The organism is Paraburkholderia graminis (assembly GCF_003330785.1).
Taxonomy (GTDB): domain Bacteria; phylum Pseudomonadota; class Gammaproteobacteria; order Burkholderiales; family Burkholderiaceae; genus Paraburkholderia; species Paraburkholderia graminis.
This window is the reverse complement of record NZ_CP024934.1, coordinates 1,042,262-1,062,093: the sequence shown is the minus strand read 5'-3', so window position 1 is coordinate 1,062,093 and position 19,832 is coordinate 1,042,262. Positions and strand designations below refer to the sequence as shown.

General features: G+C 58.5%; 29 protein-coding genes. 9 read left to right on the top strand and 20 right to left on the bottom strand.

Features of this window, described 5'->3' with window-relative positions; translation table 11 throughout:
- From CUJ91_RS34120 to CUJ91_RS04745, 3 genes are all read right to left on the bottom strand, one after another.
- Nucleotides 1-162 carry a hypothetical protein gene (locus CUJ91_RS34120; protein WP_161966564.1) on the bottom strand — a complete coding sequence of 54 codons (162 nt, stop codon included), beginning with the start codon at nt 160-162 and terminating at the stop codon, nt 1-3.
- Between the two features lie 2 nt (nt 163-164).
- Nucleotides 165-2,165, bottom strand: a complete 2,001-nt coding sequence (locus CUJ91_RS04750) for a hypothetical protein (protein WP_114155918.1) — start codon at nt 2,163-2,165, stop codon at nt 165-167.
- A gap of 88 nt (nt 2,166-2,253) precedes the next feature.
- Nucleotides 2,254-2,796, bottom strand: coding sequence for a hypothetical protein (locus tag CUJ91_RS04745; protein ID WP_114155917.1), 543 nt, complete (start codon nt 2,794-2,796; stop codon nt 2,254-2,256).
- An 808-nt stretch (nt 2,797-3,604) separates the two neighbouring features.
- Between CUJ91_RS04745 and CUJ91_RS04740 the strand changes: the two genes are divergently transcribed.
- Complete coding sequence (locus CUJ91_RS04740) at nt 3,605-3,877, top strand: hypothetical protein (protein WP_114155916.1); 273 nt, start codon at nt 3,605-3,607, stop codon at nt 3,875-3,877.
- A gap of 15 nt (nt 3,878-3,892) precedes the next feature.
- Here the strand turns inward: CUJ91_RS04740 and CUJ91_RS04735 are convergent, their stop codons facing one another.
- Nucleotides 3,893-4,075 (bottom strand): beta-lactoglobulin I, encoded by a 183-nt coding sequence (locus CUJ91_RS04735; RefSeq protein ID WP_114155915.1) that lies wholly within the window; start codon nt 4,073-4,075, stop codon nt 3,893-3,895.
- A gap of 578 nt (nt 4,076-4,653) precedes the next feature.
- Here CUJ91_RS04735 and CUJ91_RS04730 point away from each other — a divergent pair.
- Entirely contained in the window at nt 4,654-4,848 is a 195-nt protein-coding gene (locus CUJ91_RS04730) for a hypothetical protein (protein ID WP_153067619.1), read from the top strand.
- Between the two features lie 60 nt (nt 4,849-4,908).
- Entirely contained in the window at nt 4,909-5,124 is a 216-nt protein-coding gene (locus CUJ91_RS04725) for a hypothetical protein (protein ID WP_114155913.1), read from the top strand.
- 365 nt (nt 5,125-5,489) lie between these two features.
- Here CUJ91_RS04725 and CUJ91_RS04720 read toward each other — a convergent pair whose 3' ends face one another.
- From CUJ91_RS04720 to CUJ91_RS04675, 9 genes are all read right to left on the bottom strand, one after another.
- On the bottom strand, nt 5,490-5,834 hold the full coding sequence (locus tag CUJ91_RS04720; RefSeq protein WP_114155912.1) for a hypothetical protein: 345 nt from the start codon (nt 5,832-5,834) through the stop codon (nt 5,490-5,492).
- Nucleotides 5,831-6,418, bottom strand: coding sequence for a PDDEXK family nuclease (locus tag CUJ91_RS04715; RefSeq protein ID WP_153067618.1), 588 nt, complete (start codon nt 6,416-6,418; stop codon nt 5,831-5,833). The genes CUJ91_RS04720 and CUJ91_RS04715 overlap by 4 nt, the downstream gene beginning before the upstream one ends.
- A complete protein-coding gene (locus CUJ91_RS04710) occupies nt 6,415-8,151 on the bottom strand; it encodes a DnaB-like helicase C-terminal domain-containing protein (RefSeq protein ID WP_114155910.1) in 1,737 nt (578 codons plus the stop codon). The genes CUJ91_RS04715 and CUJ91_RS04710 overlap by 4 nt, the downstream gene beginning before the upstream one ends.
- Before the next feature lie 2 nt (nt 8,152-8,153).
- Nucleotides 8,154-8,834, bottom strand: a complete 681-nt coding sequence (locus tag CUJ91_RS04705) for a helix-turn-helix domain-containing protein (protein ID WP_114155909.1) — start codon at nt 8,832-8,834, stop codon at nt 8,154-8,156.
- On the bottom strand, nt 8,831-9,115 hold the full coding sequence (locus CUJ91_RS04700; RefSeq protein WP_114155908.1) for a hypothetical protein: 285 nt from the start codon (nt 9,113-9,115) through the stop codon (nt 8,831-8,833). The genes CUJ91_RS04705 and CUJ91_RS04700 overlap by 4 nt, the downstream gene beginning before the upstream one ends.
- Before the next feature lie 8 nt (nt 9,116-9,123).
- The gene (locus CUJ91_RS04695) at nt 9,124-9,372 is read right to left on the bottom strand and encodes a helix-turn-helix transcriptional regulator (protein ID WP_114155907.1); all 249 of its coding nucleotides are present in this window, start codon (nt 9,370-9,372) and stop codon (nt 9,124-9,126) included.
- A 100-nt stretch (nt 9,373-9,472) separates the two neighbouring features.
- The gene (locus CUJ91_RS04690; RefSeq protein WP_153067617.1) at nt 9,473-10,369 is read right to left on the bottom strand and encodes a hypothetical protein; all 897 of its coding nucleotides are present in this window, start codon (nt 10,367-10,369) and stop codon (nt 9,473-9,475) included.
- 338 nt (nt 10,370-10,707) lie between these two features.
- Nucleotides 10,708-10,974 (bottom strand): hypothetical protein, encoded by a 267-nt coding sequence (locus tag CUJ91_RS04680; protein ID WP_153067616.1) that lies wholly within the window; start codon nt 10,972-10,974, stop codon nt 10,708-10,710.
- Nucleotides 10,967-11,476: a hypothetical protein gene (locus CUJ91_RS04675; protein ID WP_114155903.1), complete on the bottom strand. Its 510-nt coding sequence runs from the start codon at nt 11,474-11,476 to the stop codon at nt 10,967-10,969. The genes CUJ91_RS04680 and CUJ91_RS04675 overlap by 8 nt, the downstream gene beginning before the upstream one ends.
- Nucleotides 11,477-11,824: 348 nt before the next feature.
- Between CUJ91_RS04675 and CUJ91_RS04670 the strand changes: the two genes are divergently transcribed.
- Complete coding sequence (locus tag CUJ91_RS04670) at nt 11,825-12,166, top strand: excisionase family DNA-binding protein (protein ID WP_244230970.1); 342 nt, start codon at nt 11,825-11,827, stop codon at nt 12,164-12,166.
- Between the two features lie 60 nt (nt 12,167-12,226).
- Here the strand turns inward: CUJ91_RS04670 and CUJ91_RS04665 are convergent, their stop codons facing one another.
- A complete protein-coding gene (locus tag CUJ91_RS04665) occupies nt 12,227-12,502 on the bottom strand; it encodes a pyocin activator PrtN family protein (protein WP_114155902.1) in 276 nt (91 codons plus the stop codon).
- A 111-nt stretch (nt 12,503-12,613) separates the two neighbouring features.
- On the opposite strand from CUJ91_RS04665, the gene CUJ91_RS34310 reads away from it, so the two are divergent.
- Together CUJ91_RS34310 and CUJ91_RS04655 are read left to right on the top strand one after the other, a co-directional pair.
- Nucleotides 12,614-12,958: a hypothetical protein gene (locus CUJ91_RS34310; protein WP_114155901.1), complete on the top strand. Its 345-nt coding sequence runs from the start codon at nt 12,614-12,616 to the stop codon at nt 12,956-12,958.
- A gap of 244 nt (nt 12,959-13,202) precedes the next feature.
- Nucleotides 13,203-13,481 carry a hypothetical protein gene (locus tag CUJ91_RS04655; protein ID WP_114155900.1) on the top strand — a complete coding sequence of 93 codons (279 nt, stop codon included), beginning with the start codon at nt 13,203-13,205 and terminating at the stop codon, nt 13,479-13,481.
- A 44-nt stretch (nt 13,482-13,525) separates the two neighbouring features.
- Here CUJ91_RS04655 and CUJ91_RS33975 read toward each other — a convergent pair whose 3' ends face one another.
- Complete coding sequence (locus CUJ91_RS33975) at nt 13,526-13,780, bottom strand: hypothetical protein (protein ID WP_153067615.1); 255 nt, start codon at nt 13,778-13,780, stop codon at nt 13,526-13,528.
- Between the two features lie 524 nt (nt 13,781-14,304).
- On the opposite strand from CUJ91_RS33975, the gene CUJ91_RS04645 reads away from it, so the two are divergent.
- Complete coding sequence (locus CUJ91_RS04645; protein ID WP_114155898.1) at nt 14,305-14,568, top strand: hypothetical protein; 264 nt, start codon at nt 14,305-14,307, stop codon at nt 14,566-14,568.
- 29 nt (nt 14,569-14,597) lie between these two features.
- Here the strand turns inward: CUJ91_RS04645 and CUJ91_RS04640 are convergent, their stop codons facing one another.
- On the bottom strand, nt 14,598-15,089 hold the full coding sequence (locus tag CUJ91_RS04640) for a hypothetical protein (protein WP_114155897.1): 492 nt from the start codon (nt 15,087-15,089) through the stop codon (nt 14,598-14,600).
- A 250-nt stretch (nt 15,090-15,339) separates the two neighbouring features.
- Nucleotides 15,340-15,753 (bottom strand): hypothetical protein, encoded by a 414-nt coding sequence (locus tag CUJ91_RS04635; protein ID WP_153067614.1) that lies wholly within the window; start codon nt 15,751-15,753, stop codon nt 15,340-15,342.
- Nucleotides 15,754-16,778: 1,025 nt separating this feature from the next.
- Here CUJ91_RS04635 and CUJ91_RS04630 point away from each other — a divergent pair.
- Nucleotides 16,779-17,051 (top strand): hypothetical protein, encoded by a 273-nt coding sequence (locus CUJ91_RS04630; protein ID WP_029970008.1) that lies wholly within the window; start codon nt 16,779-16,781, stop codon nt 17,049-17,051.
- A gap of 465 nt (nt 17,052-17,516) precedes the next feature.
- On the opposite strand, the gene CUJ91_RS04620 is transcribed toward CUJ91_RS04630, so the two are convergent.
- From CUJ91_RS04620 to CUJ91_RS04610, 3 genes are all read right to left on the bottom strand, one after another.
- On the bottom strand, nt 17,517-18,221 hold the full coding sequence (locus CUJ91_RS04620; protein WP_114155894.1) for a glutathione S-transferase N-terminal domain-containing protein: 705 nt from the start codon (nt 18,219-18,221) through the stop codon (nt 17,517-17,519).
- A 231-nt stretch (nt 18,222-18,452) separates the two neighbouring features.
- Entirely contained in the window at nt 18,453-18,674 is a 222-nt protein-coding gene (locus tag CUJ91_RS04615; protein WP_006048403.1) for a hypothetical protein, read from the bottom strand.
- A gap of 155 nt (nt 18,675-18,829) precedes the next feature.
- Nucleotides 18,830-19,030, bottom strand: coding sequence for a CsbD family protein (locus CUJ91_RS04610; RefSeq protein ID WP_006048404.1), 201 nt, complete (start codon nt 19,028-19,030; stop codon nt 18,830-18,832).
- Nucleotides 19,031-19,231: 201 nt separating this feature from the next.
- Between CUJ91_RS04610 and CUJ91_RS04605 the strand changes: the two genes are divergently transcribed.
- Nucleotides 19,232-19,558, top strand: a complete 327-nt coding sequence (locus CUJ91_RS04605; RefSeq protein ID WP_006048405.1) for a hypothetical protein — start codon at nt 19,232-19,234, stop codon at nt 19,556-19,558.
- Nucleotides 19,559-19,832 lie beyond the last annotated feature (274 nt).

Below are 19,832 nucleotides of genomic sequence, written 5' to 3'. Positions count from 1 at the left end.
TCAAAGCCCACTCTTGCCCATCTTTTCACGCATCGGGCCGCCCTTCAGGCGTTCACCGACTTTCTCCGGCTTGCCATGCGCGCCGCCTTGCTGCTTGCCCTGGTAGAAGCTGGTCGGACTTTGGGACGGTGCTTTGGGCGTGTTCGATTTCGAGATAGCCATGTTCATTTCCTCGGCAGAGACGTTAGATAGGAAGCGCCCTGCGGGTTGACCGCGGTGTGAACGCCGTCGGGAATGACGTCGTTGCGCTGCGAACTGATCACGTAGGTGGCCGATTCCAGACCTTCCATCAAGGTGCGGTGTGGACCAGTCTCAGGGAGGCTATCTTTATTTCCTGTGCGATTCACCGGGTAGTTGTAGCCACCCGCCAGTGCGTTCAGCGTGTGCGTTGCTCCGGAGTCCACAAGAAACAGTCTCTTTCCGCGCGACTCGGTGCGGATCATCGGCGACAGCGCGCCACGTGAGACGTTGACGTAGCCGCCGCGCATCGGATGAAGTTTCGACGCGCGCAATGCGGGGACGATCTGCATGCGGTCGGACTGGTCCAGAATGTCGCCCGGCAGCCATGCGGTCACACGCGCACGCGGAAACGCAGCGCGCACAAGCTGAGCAATATCGGGCACAGCCTGGGCAGGCGGAACAGGCGAGATCCAGTCCGCGACGACGACCATGCGCTCACCTTCGATGCAGATCAGAGCCGCGGTCGTTTCGGCGCCGGCCGCATTGAACGCGAGCGCCATCGCGTGATGCGCGGAAGGCTCGTAACCGTCGATCAGGTTCCACACACCGAATTCTTCGTACACAGCCGCCCCCGAGAAAACACGCTGGAAGTAAGCGAGCGCGTTCAGGATGTCGCGCTTGCCAGATGGGAAGTTCAGGATTTCGGCGACAAGCTTCGGGTGTGCGCCCTTCCCGCCGACGAGCACGATGTCACCCGCGTCGAAAAACGGCTGAAGACCCATGATGAATTGCTCTTTGTCGCGGTCCTGCGGAGCGGAAAGAGGTTTCAGCGCCAACGTCACACCGCGGCGAAGCATTTCCGCGCGCATCGGCTGAAGCAGCCACTCGTCGAGTGAGTTTTTCTCGATCGCCACTGCGGCGTTATTGAATCGCCGGGAGGTCGTGAACACGTCTTCGATGATCTCGTTCGGCTTCCAGAACTCGCCCGATGACGCATGCACATAGATCGTGGTACCAATCCGGCTGAGCACCACGCGGCCGGTGCGGTCGCTTTTCTTCACATCGACCGTTCGCGCCGGATCGGTGATCACCACCTTGGGCATCCATGGAGCAGGATCAAGCGGCGTTTCCCGAATCTGGTCCGACTCGAACGGCTTATCCTGCGAGCCTATCGCCATCAGCATGTATTCCTGCATGAAGCCGCGCAGCTGGCCGGCGCGCTCCATCTCGTCGCGCTTCTGGCGAATCCATTCCATCGGATAGCGGTCGGGCCACGTCGCATCAGTCGCCGGGTCGTCAATGTCACCGTTGCAGATCGGGTAGCGGCGAGACGTCCAGTCCGGGTTGTCACGAAGACGAGTGATCATGCAGTCTTCGGCCAGAGGGGTTCCGGTGATCCGAACCTTGCCCTTGACCTTGTCCATCGCCGGGATCAGTTCGAGGTAGATCTTCCGCATCGACGCATCGACTGCGGCTTTATCCTTCACCCGCTCCTTGTTTTCGATGTCGTCGAGATAGGCCCGATCCGGCCGGGCATCGCGCCACTTGAAGCCGCGGAACTCTTCTTCCCAGCCGTGAGCCTCCAGCAGAACCCCGTTGGAGAGTTCCATCTGGTGCTCATTCCACACCCTGCCCGCCTGCTTCAGACGTCCGAACAGCCCCTGCAACTTCATGTTGCGCGTGGCTTCGAACTTGATAGCCTCCAGACGCTGGCAAGCCTTCGTGTAGGTCTCGCCGATGATCAGGCAGTACCCGAAGTTTCCAAAGCACGCTTCGATCAGAAGATGCTCCTCCGAGAGCGTGGACTTAGCCCCTTCCCGGAATGCCTCGATCAGCACCCACTCGTCGGCGCATCTCCACAGGTCCATCACCTCGACGTGGAACCTGGGCGATGCCTGCGGATGCCGATGCGGAAACAGCATCGCCGAGCCTAGCGCGCGGTCGTCCGAGATCGTTTTGAGCAGTGCTGCGTTCGTCAGGGCCATGCCATCCTCCATTGCGGAGGATCATCGGTATTTTTCCTGAATACGGACGAAAAAAAACCCGCCGGAGCGGGGTTCTTAGAAGGAGGCTCTAGGCCGGTGACTGGATCAAGTCCTCGCGCAGATCCATAACCTGCGCAAAGCAGCGCTGCCACCATCGGATTTTCGCCATGTCTTTCGCTGAATATCCTTCAGACCGCATTTGCTCGTTGTGGCACAGACAGTCAAGTACTCGCAGGACCGGCGGTTCATCGGCCTCGATCACAAGCCGTTTTTCCGCGCTGCTCTTGAGAGCTTCCTCTGTTGGCTGACCGAGCATTTGACTTTCCAGCTCAGTAAACTTTCGCGCCAAGTCGTGATGCGCGCGAGCGCGCTGCGCCGATCCAAATACAAGATTAACCGCGGACAGCACTGTCACGAGCCCGGAGGACACGAGCGCCAACGCGTGATAGTCCTTGTCAAGTACGCCGTAAATTGCCGCCGAGCCAAAGATCAACGAAACCACGTTGCCAAGTTGGTCGCATCGGTCAAAAAAGCCACGCCGCCGCTGGTGATAGCGGATAGATCGTCGGATGCCGAAAAGCAGATGGTACCAACGATCATCTAAGCTCGAAACATCGGACATATCGCTCATTTGGTGGGCTTCTTGCCGCGATCGGGTGGGGAAAGAGTATCACGGATAATCGGACGCTCGATTTCTCGGCGATACCTTTCCGAAATTGACTCGTGCGCCGGAACCCAGCGCTTCATGGAGTCGCCGTCACGTGTGGGGGTGGGCTTAATCGAGCCCTTTCTACTCTTGTCGTTCATTTGCGCGGGGTCTAAGTTGCAGTTTTTTGTTAATTATCCGACGGGGCCACATCGCGAGGTCTACTGCGGAAGCGGCCTGTTGCCCTAGTGCGCCGGTAATGTCCAGGCGCCATGATAGCAATCACCCGACGTTTTTTGGGTGCACGGATTAGAGAGTGGGTCTCCGAAAATTGGTTACCCCCGTCCGTGGGTCCCCGGGTGGTCCCAGAGTTGAGAATTGTTCTTATTATCCGGTGAAATCGGCCTCGTATCGCAGCGAAAAAGTGATCATATCCATTATGTCAAATTGGTGTGCACCGCACCAAGCGTTAATAATCAATGACTTATACGATTCGACGCGTCTGATAATCTCCGTTTCGCCCTGATCGCACTGCAACATCGATGCAATGTTGTGAGTCTGTAATGTGACGTCAGAGCTGTGAAAACAGCGATTTTGGCGTCGAAATGGATGTTTCGGAGGCGCGGGCGACACCCGAAACCGCCACCTTTCCCTCCTTTCTTTATCCTCGTCTGAGCCTTTCCTCGCGCGTGCGTGCGCGTGAGCTTGCAGCAGTTGGATTGTTCACTGCTGTGGCGTACATTGCGGTTCGCGATCGGCTGATCGTTTTATCCACTACTCCGGAGATCCTGCAATGGACGAGAACTATGAGAGATTGAAAGCCCGCGTTGATGCGCTCGAACTGGCCGTTCTGGCAATTAGCGAAACGCATCGCGATCTGCTGCCAAACCTCGGAATGGTCTTTCATCGGGAGTACAACGAGGCAGTCCGCCAGGAATCAGTACCGCACGTAGTCGACCTGACGAGAATTCAATCGCAGCCACGGCCGCCCCGCAACAGATTGGCCGAGAAAATTCGAGTTGAAGTGTTTCGACGTTTCGCGCGTTTGTTCGAAGCCGACGTCTGAACTACTGACTCTGCATCAATGCACCGGCGCGAATCCGAGCAGATTGACGCGGTTCTCAATGATCCAGTCGTCTCGGGTTTCGTAGCCGGTGACGCTGGCCATGTGATCGGCCAGCTGCTCGATTGTTGGATTGGTCGGGGATCGCATGTATCCCCACGGCTCTTCACGTTCGGGTGAGACGATAGCGTAGGTGATCATTATGTCTCCGAGGGGGCTTCGATTGAGGTGTGACCTTCTGCTGAGGGTGTGACTTCCCACCCGCTAAAAAAAGCGGTGCTTAAGTCGCGGGCGGTATATCCGGATTCGTCGACCTGCTGCGCCTTTGTGCGTTCAGCCATTCCGGTCGGTCGTGACGGGGCTTCTCCGCCATTCATCCACGTTTATTGAGCCGGCGCGACACCGGTGAGTCTCAGGGCTGGGCTAATGGCCCCCGCTCGGCGTTTTTTACTTGAGCGCTTTGCCTATTCGCGCTGGCCTTGTCCGGATAGCGTCTGATCGCCTCGACAAGCCTTTCGTCCGCCTTCTTCACGCACGCGTCACACCACAACGGCTCGCGCCGCCGCACCATGGCGATCGTGGTTATTTGCCATTCGTTCTGGCAGTACGGGCAGATGACGGAATCAGGTCTCATCGAAAAAGAGCCCGAACTGGTCGGGCTAAAACCACACGCCGCAGGACAAAACAGAATCAATCTAAGAGTTTTTCCTGATTAACTGTTGGCGCACGGCCTGTATTCTCTGCCTCAACTTTTTTCTTCGACGGCCGTTAGCCTGATCATGGACAAGATCGCCGCTCAGAAACTCATGGCGTCGGCCGATGCTACGGCTGACGCGATCATCACAGCCCGTCACGGGTATTTCGACATCCTCGATCCCGCGTTGGGGGCTGAGTACGACCGCATCGTGTACGGCATCCTCGCGGAAGAGATTCCTGACATGATCCTGGCGGATTTCATGGCGTTGCTCTGGTAACAAGATCGCGCGCTCATCTCAGACACTCAGGCTGCCGTCGTTGCGGCCGTAGGGCTTTTCATGGCCTCAAATACCGTCGCCCAGGCCAAGGCATTCTTCGACTCGGCGAGCATCGCAGCTGAGACCAGCGTTATCGCGCGATACGGGCATTTCGATGTCTTTAAAGACAAGCACTGCGCCGCCTACGATACCGCGCTGTTCCCGTTGCTGGCCGAGTACTTCGGCGAAATGAGCTTGACCGAGATCCTGGACATTGTCACCACGCTCTGCGGATGATCTGGTTCATGATGTCGCAGAGTTCCTTCGCGCTGGGCGCCTCGGGAAGGGCCGTTCTCGCCGATGGAAGCGGCTTCCCTGTTGTGACGTATGTCCAGGGTCGCGGACCGAGTGAGTTCCGCTGACGGCTCATTGCCCGTGGTCCGCGCTTTACATAGCCTTCGTCGATAAGCAGCTTCAGACATTTGCAGGCGCAACTGACCGTTACCGACGCCCGCATCGATAGCTGGTCCTGTGTCATCGGTCCCGCCAGCGTCAGCATCTCGCAAATCAAACGGCTGCTTGACCCCTCGCGATGCAGTTCTCTCTGGATTGGCATGTCATGTCCCCGGCAGAGTCTTATCGTTTGACCTGTTTCATGTGCTTCAGAATGGGCAGTCATCCGACACCGCTGACTGACAGGCGGCGTAGCGCTCGATCTCTTCCTGAGTAGGCAGCGGAATGGCACACCAACTTCCGTATCCGTAAGGTTCGACATACCAGCCTCGTCGATGAAGCCACGCGGCGAATCCGGAATGCACGCCGTCGTCGTGCGTTTCAACTCCTGCGTAGTCATCGAAAATTGGAAGTCCGTCCGGCATCGTGGTCGATGGATCGGCTCTCATAGCGACACCAACTAACTCGGTAGAGAACGGATAGTCGAATTCGACATTGAGTTTGGGAAACGTTGCTCGCAGATCTCGGATCAGTTGCTGCTCGTTCATGGTCATGCCCTCGCACCGGCGGCAATCAGCGCGTGCCGCACTTCCTGGATCGTTCCCGCAAGCGTCTCGGCGTGATAGCGCGCTCGGTAGTGGTCATCGACCTCACCCGTCCGCTCACGTACGTCCGCGGGAGATTCCATGACGCGGGTGCACTGCGCGGCCGTTGCCCGGAACACGCGCCAACCCATTTGCTTTAGCCAGTGATCAACGCGTAGCGAGTCCTCATCGTCGCCGCATTGAAGTGCGACCTTGGCTTGCGGATTGCCGAAGCTAACGACGAAATTTCCAACCGGAAGCCGGGGCCACAGCGGCAATCCCGCAGAGCGAATGTCCTGCCATGCGCCGAACTCCACCGGTGTCAGAACGGATGCCCAGTCCGCAATCTCGTACGGATCGTTGCGTGACCAGTCGCCGACGCCGTCGTCTACCTGGTCCTGAACCGTCGCATAGTTGCGCGCGATCAGTTCATTCTGGACGTCGAGTGCCATATCGCCCGATACACGAAAGAACTCGTATTCAAAGAGCTTCATAACATCCAGCCAGTTGATCGATACAACGCCGTTCACCGGTTCGATTCGCTTCTCCATCATTCATCTCCTGTCTCATGGTGAGGTTTTGCGGGAGCCGTTCGTGGCATCCGCGGAATGTTGTTGTGTTCGCATACGTACCGCCCAACGACCGGGCTATAGCGCAACTCGACCATGCCGATTCGGCCGTTCTGTTTCTTCCGGACCTTCTGGACGTGGATCTGCACAAGCGCGCCGTTGTCTGGCTGATCGCGGTGGACGGTGATGCAGTTGTCGGCCTTGTTGCGCCAGTGCGCCGAGCCGGCCACGTCGTATGGCGTCGGAATCGGATACACGCCTTCTTCTTTCCGTAGGATTCGTGGGTGCGCCACGATCCAGACGTGCACGCCGTTCTCGCGCGCAAACTTCCGAATGCGAGACAGAGACTGCGAGATGTATTCGGTTTCAGTAAGTGCAGCCGGACGCATGTGATCGACCTCGTTCCACGGATCGATGATCAGCCCGCGGATACCTTTGCTTTTGACGAGCGACTGCCCGATCGACAACAGACTTTCGATCGTCGGGCTTTCCGGCAGCACGAACGTGAAATGCTCTGCGATCCAGTCCATCGCCTGTTCGTGCTCCGCCGCTGTCATCCGCTCGGTCGGCCCCTGCTCTGCCGGCTTGCCGATGTACTTTTCCGCCAGCTTGTCCGCGTGGTATTCGAGTGGCTGGTTTTCGGGAGAGAACACGCCGAAAGTCCAACCGTGCTCGCGCGCGAGGTTCACTGCCAGCGCATCGAGCCATTCGCTTTTCCCCGCGCCGGGAATGCCCGTCACCAGCGTCCATTCACCAGTCATCACGCGGTAATGCGAATCAACGCTAGTCCAACCGGTGGAAATGCCGCGAGGCGCTCCGTGCTCAAACCGGTCCCGCATCGATTGCCGGAAATCGTCGACCGTGTACGTGCCTTCGACAGGCAGTGGGCGAGCGTTGCTGATGCAATCTCCGACGACCTCGGGGCCGTGCTTTAGAAGAACTTCGTTCGCGTCCTTGCAACCGGCAGGCCATTGCACGACCAGGCATTTCTCGCGGCCCAGCCTACGCACCAACTCTTCCTGCAGACGCACGCCGGGCGCGTCTGAATCAACGGCGATCACGTGTGCCTGCACAGCATCGATCACAGGATCGAGCAGAAAGTCGAACTTGCGGGCGTACTCGCGTGAGTCGGGCGCCGGCGCGCCGTCAGGCACAGACACACAGCTCGTCACGCCTGCCATCTCAAGCGAGAGCTTGTCGACTTCGCCCTCCACCCAGACCAGACATCCGGGGTTAATGTCGTTCAGTCCGTACAGTATCCGTTCGGCGCCTCCCGCGAGGCGGAACAACTTGTCCTTGGTCCGGTACTTGACGTTGACGACCTCGTCGCCGCGGTAGTACGGAAACAGGATGCAATCCCGCTCTTCCTCAACCTGTGGGAAATAGGCCGTGCCCTTCGCGATGTGATTGCGCGCAACGACTTCGGCGCTAATGCCGCGCGTTGCAAACCAACCGAGCGTGCCATCAGGAACTTGCTCAGGTGCAACAAACGCCGGCTTGGAGTAGGCCTTCCGGATCTCGGGTTTCTGCCACTCGCCGCCCTTCAACGTGCCACTCCAGCCGCAATGCCAGCAGTTCCATACGCCCTTGTCGGTATTCACGTTGAGGCACGGATAAGCCTTTTTCTTCCGATGTGGTGAACACTGCGGGCATGTCACCTTCACCTCGATGCCAGATTTCGTTCCAAGGTCGATGCCAAAGTCGCCGAATGTTTTCATGATCACCACGCGAGTTCTGTTGTCTTCGCGCGCTGATCGCGACCGAGCTTCGCCCAGTCATCGCGGACCGCGTTTTCGAACGCCGAGTCCCAATCCACGTACTTGTACCCTTTCGCTTTCGCCGTTCCGACGAAGTGCTCGAAGCGCTCTTCGAGGCGGCCATGTCCCTTTTCCGCCGCCCATTCGCGTACCCGTTCGCTGATGGCGAAATTTTCAGGAAGGGGGACCTTTATAGATTTAGGTTTACTTCCTGGTTTAACTTCCTGGTTTGTAGTGCTGTCAGCACCCACCCCTCCCTGCTGTGAGCACCCACCCTCAGTGGTGTCAGCACCTACCCCTGGGTGCTGTGAGCACCTACCGTGGGTGCTGTCAGCATCCACCCCCTGGGTGCTATCAGCACCTACTACCCCTACCGATGACCCCACCTTGAGCGTGTACTGATTGGGCAGGTTGACGCCGTTGCTCGACTGACGACGCACCTCAATTAAGCCTTTCTCGGCGAGTTCGGCGATTGCCCGTTTCACGGAATCTTTGCTCATGCCGCATTCCTTGGCGAGCCGATCGTGAGACGGGTCGCAACGTCGTGTGTGCTGGTTGGTGCAGTTGGCCAGCATCAGCAGAACGAGCTTCTGCAAGGCGGGTAGTTCCTGCTCGACGGCCCATGTCATTGCCTGGAAGCTCATCGCATGGACTCCTGCAACGCGAGTTCCATCGCGAGCCGCTGGTTGGGGCTACGTGCATGGATTTCCTGCCGCATCGCGTGGCAACAGACGCGCCGCCAGAGGGGCGTGGCGCCGTCGGCACACATGAGATTGCCAAGCGCGGAAATGCGTAACTCACGTTCGTAGTCGGCGCGAGCTTGCCCGGTGATCTCGACAGACTCAGCCTGTCGGACAGACCACACGTCGAGACGCGGCCGAGCGACTGCGAGGGGCGCGCGCACGCGTTCCTGAAGGGTCGTCATATCGGACCTCAGGCGGCGTCTTGCTTGTAGTTCAGCGGGTCGGCGAGGAATCGATGGACGTCCTCGTTACGGTACGCCGCGCAGGTCTTAGAGAAGTACGTCGGCTGCGGCGCCTTGCCGGCACGAACAAGTTTGCGCCAGGTCTCGCGGCCCATCGGAACGAAAGGAGCAATCTGAGTCCACCGGGAGAAGCCAATTGATGGCAGGACCGGGACAGCCGGAACATCACCCGGCTTGGAATGGGGGAAGTTTTTCATTCGACTCACACCTTGGTGTTGTTTGGTGAGTCGATGCTATGGGTTGTGAGGAGGGTTAGAGCAACACCCTAAGGGCTCAGGGTACCCTGAGGGTGGATGCCTATTTGACGCTCCGGTCAACAGGACAGGCGACCTTTTCGACGGCGCTCGCGTTCGCGCCGGATATCCCAGGTTGGCGCTCACGTATCCACTCAAGAATGATGTCTTGAGACGTCCAAGTGGCCCTGTCGGTCGGATCGAAGTTGTTTGACCAGAAACGCTTCTGCACCTCCACTGCGAGCGCCATGAGGTGGCCTAGCGGTTGCACCGGATCGATTACCCCTGAGGACGGCTCATCGTCGGCCGCTTTCGTTGACGACTCGGCCGGATCTACGTGAAATCCTCGACTCTCAACCCACTGGAGCCAATCTGGCTGAAAACCTTTTGAAGCGAGCCATTTGACAAAAAAACGCCAGTTCTCCCTTGTTGGACGATCTGCACTGTTCCACATACGTATCAGCCGTTTCAACGCGCGCCGCGCATCCTGGAGCATCATCAATCGGTAGTAAGTCCAGTGCTCCGTCAGATCTTCGAATGTCGAGGACATGTCCAGCCCGTCCAAACGAGTTCCTAACTCAAAGTTATCCCCTTCGTTGAGCACCTCGGGCACTCCAACCGGTGGTTGAAACCCGACAAGAAGGTACAGGGCTTGGCTGGGCGTCCAATTGTCCATGCCAAGCCAGTCGAGGATAAGATACGGCTCCGCCTCTCCGTTGATCCACCGCTCCAATCGGAGCGCTTTACGCATCACGGACCGCTCGACGAAACCAAGCTCCATATCTCGTCGCCTGCGTGCTTCTCGAACCTTGAACTTAAAGGTCTCTAAATGGGATGCATATCGATTGTTGATGACTTGCTTTTTGTTCTCAATCAACTTCGATGCATCAATCGCAAATCGGCGTCCTGAGCTCCCGCTTGGCGGATGCTCCGGCACACTGACTACCTCTCCGTTATCCATGGTTGCGGCCCCACACACCCTTGATTGTGAACCGCTCCAGCAGGGTAAGGGAACCCTGCCTTCGCCCCGTGGGGCTAGGCGCGGTGAAATTATTATGCCACTCGGTGGTAAGCGGAAATCACCGGAGGCGAGACGTTATCACCCTGACCGTCATTAGTAGGTGATGCGCCATTTCGTCGAACATAGCCTGAACTTCTTCGCGCGAACTTGGCAAGTCGATGTGCCCCGGAGGTTGCGGCGGCCGATAATCGTCCAGTTGATGGACCTCGGCGCGCGGCTGCACGAATGCAGGACCGCGCCTCTTTGCCCTTTTCGCAACGGGAAGGACGTGGACATTGTCATCCATGACCGTTCTCCAAAAGTGAGCGGCAAGCATACAAGGCGTCCCGTGCGGTTTCAATCTGGCCGCGGAGCATCGGCAGAAGATTGTCTAGGAGCGTCTGAAAAGGCTCGATATCTTCTTTGTTCTGCGCGGCATCCTTTGCCCATTGCAACGCATTTACCAGCAGCAAAGCCTCTTCAGAGGCCATCGTCCCTTCGAAAGGATTTGGCGTGGAAGCGACCTGCCGCAAAGGCGAGGCCGGAATATTGACAGGCTTATTCATGACGCGACCTCTCGGCAGCATCCGCGAGATCCCTCAGACTCATTGCCAGTTGCTCCATCTCGTCGCGCACATCCACAAGCGTACAACGCGTGGGAAGCGCGCCGGCTGCATCGTCCGGCAACGCTTCGACCATGAAGGCGACCACGTTGTGAACCTTCCACGTAGCGCGCGATTTCTGCTCCAGTACCTTCCCGAATCGTTCCAGAGAAGCGCGGTCGCTCGCAGAAGCGACAAACTCGCGCACGCCCGCCTCGAACTGCCTCATCATTGAATCAAGGAGCTGTCCGAATTCCTCCTCCGACTGACTGCACGCGTTCGGGATATTTTCGTTCATCCATCCGGTCCAGAGGCTTAGGAGCACTTCAGAAACGGCGTCGGAGTCGAGAAGGATCCCACGGCCGGCAGCATGCGCGCGGTCAAGCGCTTCGTCTCGCGGAAGGGATGCCAGATTTACAAGTGGTTGTTTGCTTTGCTCAGAACGAACTGATGCTGTAGAGGACATGACTTGGACTCCTACGTTTAGTAAGAGCCTGCCACTCCGTTTCCAGGCGGGGTGGGCAGGCACATGGCGGGGCTGGAAAACCGGAACGTAGGAACCGGCGAGCGCGAGCGCTCCCCCACCATGGCCCGCCCATAGAAGGGCGCGAGCGATGATACTACGGACGAAAAAATACCGCCATGTGGCGGTCGTCCGCCTACGCTATTCCGGGTTTCCAGGCCCGATCGCTATTGTCTCAGCGACGCCTAAAGATTAGTTGTACGGGGCACCTTCGTCAAGCGACATTTCCGGAAATCGTGCACTGTTGCAAGATGCGAGCAATTCCCCTGGGAGAACGCTATGGCCGCCTCAATGCAGCAACTTCTGGACATCGCGAATCGGATCAAGCGTGAAAGCGAAGAGTTAGTGCGAGAGATTGAAGCACTGTCTCGATCGCAGAACGTCGATATGGTTGCCACGCGTACCGAAGAGGAAATCCTGACAATGGCCGGGCGCGCGGTGGACCTGTACGAAGCCCAGAGCCCACGTCCCGTACATTTGACAATCAAGCAAGCGGCCACAATGCTCAACGTCAGTTCGCCAACGGTGAGCAAGATGCTGAAGTCAGGTCAGTTGCGGTTTAATCGCTGCGGCAGGATTCCCATCGAACAGATAGACCTCGCAATCGCTTTATCGCGAAAGAAGTACGAATGAACGGCCGATGAAGCATTCACTCCGCCTTTCGCTGCCAAGTCGGACTTGGCTCGACATTAATCATTCATGCTCCGCCAATTTCGAAAGATGGGCCAGTTCGAGGACAGCTGCCGAACGACGCGCTTCGAGATAGGCGGCGAGATCTTCGACATACACGAACATAGCTGACTTCTGCGATCGATCAGCTCGAATGATCGGAAAATCGAAATCGCTTGCCCGTGCGCGACGATTGAAAGTGTCCTCGGAGAGGTGGGGAAAGAAGTGCACTCGCACCGTCTCAATTGGCAAAAGTGGGGCGTTAAACTGCGCTTCAAGCCGCTTAGTGAGGTATGTCATCAACGATCCTTGCCTGTCGCATATTTCGGATCTAGATTGTGCACCTAGAGGATCTTCCAGCGCCCATATGGGCGGCGTTCGCCAGGCCAGTATTCATTGAGGTTTTAACCGATGCGACCAAACCTTGACGACGAATCCCGCGCCGAACTGCTCTGCGATCTCGTGGTAGCGCAACTTGTCGCTCGCGCCCGCACGGGAGGCTGGTTGCGCAGTGACCACTTCGTCGAGTCCCTGAACATCTGGTTGAATGCGAACAGCGCACAGGCCGACTGGCTGGAGCGGATGTACGTGAAATTCCTGTCGGAAACGCTGGCTTTAGACCATGCCAACTCACCGCATCTCGCGGACGAAAGCCAACTCGCCCGACTGTTCACAGACGGCTGGCGCCTAGATTACACGTCGCAAGTCGTCGAGGGTATTCATAAGCTATGCGCCGACGCCCTGCGTTACAGGTAGCGCGTTCCGCGCTCTGCAGAGATCCAGTGTTCGCTGACCGATGACGAGGCCGCGATCCTACAAAGCTATTTGTTGAAGCGAGCGGCGGCCAGCATGCTTGCCAGCATGGTCTGATGCGGATGCCGGCGGCACGGCGCCGGCGATGTCTTCTCTATCTACGCATAGACGTGCAAGTTTGCGGCGCATCGAACGCTTGCGGTCGGCAACCCATCGCTGCACAATCCGGCAGTCAAAGGGAACACTAATGAAAATCAAAATAGCCTTGGCAGCACTGACCATGCTCGCCGCATGCACCACCATATCCGACGTCACGCCGGCCGGGGACGGCCGTTTTACCGTCACTACCCAGGTCCGAGGCGGCATGACGCCATGGGGCGAAATCAAAGCGACGAGCCTGAAGCGCGCTGACGAGTACTGCAGCCATCAAGGCAAGCAGATGCACCAAGTCGATATGCAGACGCATGGCGTCCGCGGGTGGACGCCGCAGGAAGCGGAATTAGTATTTTCCTGCGTTGCTTCCTGAGGTCAGGCTGCCGGAAAACCGCCTTGCAGCAGGGGCTTTTAATGTCAAGGCTTGGTTCCCCCGGGCACGAAAGCGCTAGCCATCGCCGCAGCTCCCTGACAGGTCTTCATTACTCGGTCAAAGCTGGAGCCGTCAGAATATGGGTTTCGCTGCATATCTAGCGCGGCCTTCATGGCCTCGCTTTCGCACCGTTGTTCTGCTGGCAGAATCACGCCGAACAAGGTCCCGGCGTAAAAGAGCGTGGCCATCTGATACACCACATAAGTTGCAGCAACCGCACCGCCAATCGCCTTCCACATGTCACTCTCCGAGTTAGAGACATCGACTGGGTTAACGGCCTCACCGTGCCAAACTTGACGGTAGCCAGGGAAGAAATTCGGGACGTAAATGAACAGAGCCCCGACCTCCGCAAGCGGCCTCGAAGATGAAGCGCGCACGGAACCGCTCGGTTGCATCACGCTACGTTTTTAGCGAAAGACACGAATGCGTAAGTCGGAATCCGGGTAGCGACCGTCGCCTGAGTGGAAGCGCTGATGGGAGCCGGGTCAGGCCCAGCGCATGCGCTATATACTGTACATCCATACAGTATCTTGACCATGCCTCATCTCGACCCATACGGGAAGCCGCGCCCTTGCGTCGGGTGCGAACACTTCGCGGAGTTTCGCTCAGGCGGCTCGATCGTTCTTTGTGTGCGCGGCGGTCGCGAGCAGGTTAATGCGCAGCCGGCGCAAGGTTGCGTCTATTGGGTTCGTGCGACAGGCGCCGACGACGAAGCTACCACCTCGCACTGGGGTGCGATAATCGACCCTAGACAGGGGCGATCATGAAGCGGCTCTACCAGTACAAGGGTTTTCAAATCGACGTCGAAACGGAGCCCGTCTGGAAGCCGAACGACGGGGCTTCGTTGACCGGGCCAGACGGTTATCTGGCCGTCGTGCGCATCAGCACGCAGACCGCGGGCGTCCCACTGTTCGCACCGCTGCGCCTTACGGCAGAACGTTCGAATCCGTTTCCAACGGAAGCTGAAGCACTGATGGCCGGGTATAGCGCCGGCCAGAGGGTGATCGACAACACGGCCACTGCCTGAGGACGACAAATTCCTCTTTGCCCCAAACACTAGCGAATGTGGGCGTCTTGGAATGTAACCGTCGACAATCGCAGAACGTCGTCCAAGACCGTCAGAACGAATGACGATCTGGTCTTGTCCGCAATTTCCTGAAGAGTTTGTCCCGCCAGGACCCCTGTCCGGTAGAGCGTCACGAGCTCGTCCCATTCGACTTCATCGAGCGAAGGTCGGCTAGGCAGAGCGGCGCTGCCACTCGATCTGACAAGTCCCACTGCTTTTTCCGCCAACTCTGCAATTGCACGCGTTTTCGCCAGTTGGAACACAAAGCTCGCACCGCCGGCCGACATATGCTGCTGTACGTAGGTCCGTCGACCGATGGAGTCCGATATGCCGTTGGTCGAAAAAATGAAGAACTCCCCGAAATACTGCGGAAATGTTCCATCCCGATATTCCCCTGCGGATACTGCCACGAAGACTTCGCCCAACGTCGGGAAATACGGCGATGTGAGACGAAACAGCTTCGCAAATTCGTTGTTATTCATGTGGTCTCCTTGGTTGGAGACCACAATATACAGACGAAACTGAAGCTATTGTTCGATCGCGTCGATTCGACCTGCGACACGCTCTGGTGATCCCGCGTCCGATACCAAGCGCATGAAAAAGCCCGCTCGGGGCGGGCATGATGACGCTGTGTGAATCGGTGAGGCCGCCGTTGGTGTCGTACTTCACACCCTGCGAAGGCGAGATAGTTTGAATGTCCGGCGTCCAGCACCGATCCTGGGAATATCCAGGTCAAGGAGAATAATGATGATCGGCCAAGAGTCGAACGCCAGGCTCTGGCTTATATCCAGTGGGCACCGACCCCAATCCCCCGCGCAATTTGACGCCAGAAGTGTACTTCCCATCGAACGAATGGTCGATTGCCCATACGTCCTGCTGGTTAAGCGCATCGTATAACGCCATCTGGCCAGCCACGACTCGCTGGACGGTATCTGGACGCAAGGACACTGCAACGTACCGGACGATGCGATCTCTCATATCAACGGTCGACTCATAAACGAGAAATTGGTCATGAGGTCCGCGGACGGTGAACAGCTTGGGCGCATCGTCCTCCTGAAGGATATCGTCAGCCTCCAAAGTCCCGAACATCCCGGGCTCCGCGAGCACACCATCAGCCGGCCATAACATGATCATCTCCAGTTTCACTTGAACAACGCCGCGCGATCCACACCATCGAAAGGCCACCAAGTGTGATGAGAGTCGGGAGCTCGCCCGTTCGGCGTCGGCTGTACGACCCCATCTGTATCATTAAGTGTGGCTGTTGCAATGTGCGTTCCACCACCCGGATATAATTTTGCGCGGTTTTCAGCGTCCAATCGGTCAGTATATAAGCTCAATCCGTGCGCCAGACATTCCCGGGCCGCGCCCACCTTCCGCCCCATTTCAATGTAGGACAGGAAGTCTTGAGCCGCAGGAGGTGGCCCGGAAGTGGTTCGGTATACCACCAGACCATTCGGAATGTCCGCCCCTAAGGGCGGGCAGCTCGGCGGATAACCCGCAAACGTTGTCATTATTATCGGCCCGTCGTTAGTTTTCTGCAGTATACGAGTTCAAAACGATGTCAAGTGCAGGGTTTTTACTAGGTGTCTCGGAAAACAAACATCTGCTCTTTGACTGCTACGTCCCGCCGCCCCCGCCAAATAGTGACCCCACCAGTGCATCATATTGTGGCGATCTTTCAGGTACTCAGCATGGTTGTATGCCGCCTGTAGCTCGTTGAAACGGTACCGCCGGTACTACACCGCGAGGTTGAGCGCTTGCTCCGGCTCGGATATATTGGTGCCGTGGTCGGCAATGCCGGTCGCCGAGGGCTCCTTTCCCCCGGGCTTAGTTCCCCGGACCGGTTGGGAGCCTTTTGTTTAGGTGATGGTCGTCAACTAGGACGACTCACGGTGACGCGTTCCCGCAACACCAGAATCGCACCCGTACATCCTCAGGAGACAGCTTTTTGGGGTATGGTTGGGGGCATAAAATCATGAAAAACCCAGCAAACGCCCCTCCGAGCTTGACGTATGAATTCTGCCAGGGGACCAACTACCCTTCCAATATTTCCGTCGCCGCGTTCGCCTTCGGTCGGACTGTGCCGGCGAACCTCCGGCACGATCCGGGGATGTTGCCCCAGCACGCTATTGGTTGCACGATTGCAGCCCACGGGGATGACGACAATGAAAATGAAGACCGCCTTGGCAGCGTTGACCATGCTTGCCGCGTGCACCACCATATCCGACGTTACGCCGGCCGGCAACGGTCGCTACATCGTCACTACGCAGGTTCGCGGCGGCATGACGCCGTGGGGCGAAGTAAAGGCATCGAGCCTCAAGCGCGCCGACGAATATTGCCGCCAGCAGGGTCAGCAGATGCATCAGGTCGATATGCAGACGCATGGCGTCCGCGGATGGACACCGCAGGAAGCGGAACTAACGTTTTCCTGCACGTCTAGCTAACGTCGTTTGTGATCGGATGGACCGTGACCAAACATGGGCATCGCTGCGCCACTCACCGCTCACCTGGCTGACGATCCGGATGAACTTCGGCGGATCAACCTCTGACCGACGCGCAACTCACTCGTTATCGAATCTGAGCGTCTTCGAATGTAACCGTCGACATTCGCAGTATGTCGCTCAAGGCATTCATTACGAAGTGAGACCTGGTCTTGTCCGCAACGTCCTGGGGCGCCTTACGGGGTAGAACACCTGCCCGGTAAAGCGCTTCCAACTCCTCCCAATTGACTTCATCAATCGCAGGTCCGCTCCGCAAAGCATTGCTGCCGTTTGATCCCAGACAGTCCGCCGCTTTTTTTGCCAACTCTGCTATCGCACGGGTCTTGGCCAGTCCAAGCGCCTCGTCGCGGAGAATCCTGGCATCGACCAAAAACCGCAGCCCGCAGCGCCACGTCGCCCCGCTCCCCGCTAACCCCGCTTCGGACTATCCAGCCCGCGAACCACCGCCGGCCGGGCGACGAACGCCGCCAGCGCGCGCTGAACGTTGGGAAAATCCTGAATCGCGACGAGCTCGCCGGCTTCATAGAAACCGATCAGATTGCGCACCCACGGAAACGTCGCAATATCCGCAATCGAGTACTGATCGCCGAGAATCCACTCGCGTCCTTCCAGACGCTGCTCCAGCACGCCGAGCAGGCGCTTCGATTCGGCGACGTAGCGATCGCGCGGACGCTTGTCCTCGTACTCCTTGCCCGCGAATTTGTGGAAGAAGCCGAGCTGGCCGAACATCGGACCGATGCCGCCCATCTGGAACATGACCCACTGAATGGCCTCGTAACGGCCGGCGGCGTCCTGCGGAATCAACTGCCCGGTTTTGTCCGCGAGATAGATCAGGATCGCGCCGGATTCGAAGAGCGGCAGCGGCTTGCCGTCCGGCCCGTTCGGATCGATGATCGCCGGAATCTTGTTGTTCGGGTTGAGCGACATGAACTCGGGCGTCAACTGATCGTTGGTGTCGAAGCGCACCGGATGCGGCTCATACGGCAAGCCGGTTTCCTCGAGCATGATCGACACTTTCACGCCGTTGGGCGTCGGCAGCGAATAGAGCTGCAGGCGCTCGGGATGCGCGGCGGGCCATTTCTTCGTGATCGGGAATGCGGACAGATCTGTCATGTGATGGTGTAGCCCTGTGCGGGAATGGCGGATGAAAACGGTATCGGGACGATCGACAGAGCCAGTTCAGCGGCATGGCGGCACGGCCGGCGCTGATACGGCGCTCAGCACGCAATGCGCAATGCGTAATGTGCGGCCTCAATGCATCGTCCCGATCCGGCGACGGCCAAATATAAACCGAGTCGCCGCAACGTGTGCGGAAGCCGGCAGGCCCCCGACGTCAGCCGACGCTCACCACAAATCTTTCGTCGCGCTGCCCGCGCGCACGTTATAGCCCTCGCGCCACAGCGCGGCGCCCACCGTCACCAGCAGCGACCTGTGCCCGGCGTCGAGCTGCTCCCACGTCGACGCGAGCCAGGCCGCGAAATTCGCGCAGGTTTCCTCGAGGTCGACGGGCGCTTTGCCCTCCAGATACTGGCGTTCGAACATCGAAAGGACTTTTTCCGGTGTCATTGGCGCGGCCTCCATGTTGGATGCATTCAGTCTAAAGGCGACGCAGCCTGCGCGGCGCGCTCGGCGCGCCAAAGCCGGGTTACTCCCAGGCCGGACCTGCGCTGCAACGAGAAAAGGCGCCGAGGCGCCCTTTCGTCAAACCGCATCACACGCGATTACGGGTTGTTGCGCTTGGCTTCGTCCCTGGCGTCCTTGGCGTCTTCCTTTGCGTCGCCGTAGCTCTGCTGAACCTTGCCCGCGCCCTGCTGGAGATCGCCCTTGAGTTCCTTGCCGGGGTTATCGGTTGCCTTGCCCACGGCTTCGTTGATCTTGCCCTTCACCTGTTCGCCTACCCCTTTTACCTGGTCCTTGTTCATCTTCGACTCCGGTTGAAAGCAATGCCGACGCGATATTGCGCCAGTAACCGGATCGAGCAACGGCCATGCCCGCCATTCTTCGGACCGAAACGGCCACGCATAAGCGGGCGGAATGCCGCGCGCCGCGAACCGCAGGAATATTTTTCGCGGAAGCCCTAAAGTTTCCCTTCAGCCGGCCGTAATAGCGGCCATGGAGGAGCCATGGACCGCACACCCATCAACCTGTCGGCATCGTCGAAAGCCGCGCTGATCGACGGCGACATCACGCACATCGCGCGTGTCATGCGACTGTCGCTGCAAGGCGACCTTGCCGGACCGATCCTGGCGCCGGCCTACTGGCGCGAGCGCCTCTACAAGCTGCTCGACACGGGCAGCCTCACGCACCCGCAGCTCTGCGCAGTCGACAGCCTCCTGCTCCAACTCGACCAGTTCGAGGCCGAGCCGCCCGTCCCGTGGGACGAACTCGCGCCCGCGACCGCGGCGCTCTTTCCGCCGACGCACGAATCCGGCGCGGGGCACCCCGTCTAGCCGCCGCTTCATCGCGCTTGCCTCACGCGGCCCGGCCTAGCGCAGCCGGCCTGACGCGGCCCGCCGCGCGAACGACGGCGATGCGCCGTCGTCGACGACCTTGTCGCCCTAAAAAAACGGCCGCGAACCATGCCGCGGCCTGAACACGTCGCAACGCAGGGACTTCGCGTCACGCTGCTAGCGTACACATCCAACCGTGACAAGCGCATTTCGCCGCCGACGTTCCGGCGCGCCACATCGCGCCCCAAAATTCCTGGACAGGCGGTTATCGAAC